The 3,942-nt window shown below is 53.5% G+C and carries 2 protein-coding genes; both read left to right on the forward strand.

What is annotated here, in order from left to right; translation table 11 throughout:
- The coding region (locus tag B071_RS16970) for a hypothetical protein (protein ID WP_040588060.1) at positions 1-571 on the forward strand (571 nt) is incomplete at its 5' end.
- Positions 572-581: 10 nt separating this feature from the next.
- The gene (locus B071_RS0109885) at positions 582-3,842 is read left to right on the forward strand and encodes a hypothetical protein (protein WP_018526936.1); all 3,261 of its coding nucleotides are present in this window, start codon (positions 582-584) and stop codon (positions 3,840-3,842) included.
- Positions 3,843-3,942 lie beyond the last annotated feature (100 nt).

Consider the following 3,942-nt stretch of genomic DNA (forward strand, 5'->3'; position numbering starts at 1 on the left):
GGAGATCAGCCGCATCGAGCACGGCCTGACCGGCACCATGAGCGCCACCGTGGAGAACCTGGAGGACGGGCAGAATGTGAATGTTCTGGTCTACGAGGCGGGCCATGCCGACCGGCAGAGCGGAGACCGCCCCCTGGCACGAATCCTCACCGAGGTGATCGAGGGCCGGGTGGAGGCCCGCTGGCAGGTCAGTGCCGGCAGGGAGCGCCTGGCCGAACTCACCCAGGACGACGAGCTGAAGTACGTCTTTCTCCTGGAGACCCCCGACAGGCGCGCGCAGAGCGCAGTGAGCCCCGAGTGCCAGGCGGTGTTTGTGGTGTATGTGTCGGTGCGTTTAAATCCTGACGAGATGTCCGTTGATGGTCGTATTCGCATGGCAAGCGTTGATGATACTTCCTACACACAGGATCAGCCGATCGGCGAGCCGGAAGATGGCAATTACATCCTGGCCACCTTCGATGAGGTCCTCCCGGGACAGGAGTATCGGGTAACCATACATATGAACAGCGGTACAGAGCGTGTGGTACACGGAAAGCTCCCGTTCCTGCAAGCTGTAGCAGCATTACAGTGAGGTGGATAACATGAGCAGTATACGACAGCCCAGGACTCATCTGAAGCAATGTGGCGTGCGGTTTGATCGATATGCGAACATCCAGTTTCCCGGGACCAGGCTGAATACCGGGAAGGATATTAGCGTCCCGAACCATATCTACGCTCGGGGATTGTTCGAGATTCAAAGCACCGCATCCGCAGCGGCGTATGAAACGCTGACATCGATGCTGGATATTCATGCATCAAGCGATCCGCTGAATCATCCCGGCCCCATGCGTTTCCACAATGAGACTCACACCCACATCATCCATCACCTGCTCGGTCCCGTCGAGAAAGATGGATGGGGCAATGCAGATCCGAACCTTTCAGTATTTAGCGATACCTTTACCAGAGAGAATAATCGCTATTACAGTGGCAAATTCCAGCGGATCAGTAACACCGAAATTATCACCAACCGATATCTGTATCTGTTTCGCGTACATGCCGTAGACAACGTCCAGCATCGGGATGCCTGGGTTACAATCGAAAAAGAAATATTCATCGATGATGATAGCACGTACCACGTGCTGGAACAGCCCACAGAGCATGGGGACAGCCGCTCGTTTGCCTCGATTCCGGGTGATGAGTATGTCATGCTTGCCGAAAGCGAACCAGGGGCCGACGGGCAGGAGGTGCGAGCACGCTACTATCTGTGGCTCAGCGATATTCAGCTGACGGTGAATCGTCTGGAATACCTGCGCCGGGTTATTCAGCACAGCTACCGAAACCGTCGGGAATGCAACATCCCGTTTGTTGAACTTGCCAACATTACTCCCCCTCAGACAGACAGCGAGATGTGGGAGAAGAAGCTCTCCGTCAGCAACACGCCGGGTCACGCCGAGTTGGGGAGGACAGAGGCGCCCTCAGAAAAAGCCTACTGGAGCGTTATCCTGCACGATTATGCACGCTATACGGAACAAGTACTGGCAACACGTGAGGACGCAGAGGTACGCATTCAACAGCTGACCGAGGACATACCCGCCTCATTCGAGGGTAATGCTGAGTGTGATAATGTTCAGACCGTTCTGGGGCTAATCTATCGGAGCATACTGGAAAGCGATCCACTGGATGACACCGGAAGAATTGACGCAGGAAAGATTCGCAACGTGTTGCGCCGGGTGGATAACTCGGGCTACTGGAATCCCTTTACTCGCCAGGAGACGGTACGACAGCATGTCGAGGCCAATATCCGGCGTATACTGGGCCAGATATACCTGTTGCGACTGAACAGCCAGGCTGCTGCTGCCCTGTTGAAATCAGACGGGTTCAACGAGTATGTGCTGGATGCATTTTTCTGCGGACAGGCACAGGAACGAGCACGGAAAGCAGAGCTGGTGGATCTGCTTTTGTGCGCCGAGATGAGTACGGCAGGATACCGAACCGTTGCAGAACTGCAAGCCGCAGCCCATGACGCAATCCATGCACAGGATGAAAAAAACCGAATCCGCGCACTGCAGGATGATCGCACTATTGTGCAAAACTACCGTCTGACGGTAGACCGGGCACTAGAGAGTGGAAGCAACACGCTGCCGCGCCAGATCATTCCCTGGATGTGCGATCTGGAACTGCCGAATACCGCACCCATGAACGAAGAGAACGCCGCCCTGATTCTGACACTGGCAGGATGTATTTTGAATGCCAGCCAGAGAGGCGGCGATGAGCCCCCGCAACTGCTGTTGAGTACCAGCACGCTGGAACTGAAGGTAACCGATGCGGTGAGCAAATCACTCACCAAACTGGCAGACTCCGGCATTCTGGCGGGAGAATCCACCACGGTACGGTTGAATGATGCCTACAGCCATGTAATGGCGGTGCTCAGTTACCTTGAGGCTCTACAGAAGCTGCATGCCGAGCCAAGTTTCACAACCTTCCTGGAATTTTCCTCGGCACAACTGACCTTGATTGAAAAAGCACATGGGGTAATGAGCAAGGCCAAGTTAGATAGTACGGTTCCAGTTCTGACTGCTTATAATAAAGCTGCTACACCAGCAATGAAGAAAGCAATCCTGATCAAGGGATTTCTCACCACTGCCCCGGCAGCAGTAGACTCGCTGGTAAGCTTTATTAAAGCCGGCACCTATGGCAATCGTGGGGGGCGCGATGCCACTATTGCAGCAGCATTACATGGTGCCCAGGGGGTGATTACCCTGGGAATACTGGTTATTGCACCGCTGTTTATCAAGGTTGCCCTACCGGTTGCATTGATTACGATTGTGGTAAATACCATCCTGGGAATATGGGCAAGTAGCATGGTCCACAACCACTTGCAGCACTGGATACGCACATCGGTATTTGGCACAGGCAGCCCCTTGCCATTGGTGAGCGATGGTGAGGAAACAGGTATAACCAAATTCCAGTGGCGACCCTCGGGAGAGCGGAATCACTACATTATTGGCGTGGAGAACGAACGAGAATGGAGCCCTGCCGCCCAGGCACAGGCACACGAACTGCTACCATGGTTTTACACCATGGAGACGACCGTGCTGAATCGCCCCTTCGATGCCTTGACCGGTGCAATCATTGTACACATGAAATTTCCCCGCCTGGCACCGGGTGCGCAGGTATATCTGGATGTCGGTACCAGGCCGGATGTGGCCGACAGTTCGCTGCTTCCATCCCCGATCAAGTTGCGCAATAATGAGAACTGCCGGGTGCTGTATCATAACGGCGAATTTCATGTCTTCTGCTTTATCCATGTGGATCATCACACGCAACGCGGTATTGTAGGGTCTGGAGAATGGAAGAAGTTTATCAAGAGAACTGCCTGGATCAGCACATCCCCAATATACCGGGAGTGTCGGCATGCAACTGCCTGGAAGGAAGCTATTCGCACCTGGTCACCAAGTTATCTGAGAAACATGATCAGACTTGCCTACAGAATGAACTGGGTCCAGGGACAGGGCATACGTATACAGACCCCCGGTAATTCATCAGTGCTGCTTGATGCTCTCAGTGGATATACCCTACCGGAAAAACTGGAGGCAGCGGGTAGCACCCGGTTGTATCTCAGCGCGTTTTTACGTTTTGAAAGCGACCAGAAGACTGCCGTCCATGTAGGTACCATAGTCCGCAATCATACCGATATTCAGCTCAGACCAGATTCAACCTACCATGATCTACAACGGAACGTTTTGACTCCTCACTTCCAGAGCTCGCTAGGTCTAAATCCAATAGCAAATACGATTAATGGCCGAATCAAAAGGTATGAAGAGTGTATGCGGGAGTTACAGGGATACCCATGGAACCAGTAACACACCGAAAGATACAAGGTCCTCTTCTAATCTTGCTAGCGTGCATTTTTCTGGTGACTTCCTGTGAGGGTACGAGGGAGCACGAACCCGAGCCGGTGGA

It is taken from the genome of Alkalispirochaeta alkalica DSM 8900 (genome assembly GCF_000373545.1).
Classification (GTDB): Bacteria; Spirochaetota; Spirochaetia; order DSM-27196; family Alkalispirochaetaceae; genus Alkalispirochaeta; species Alkalispirochaeta alkalica.

Coding starts and splice junctions, on each gene's coding strand:
- B071_RS0109885 (WP_018526936.1), top strand. CDS start 582: ATGAGCAGTATACGACAGCCCAGGACTCATCTGAAGCAATGTGGCGTG.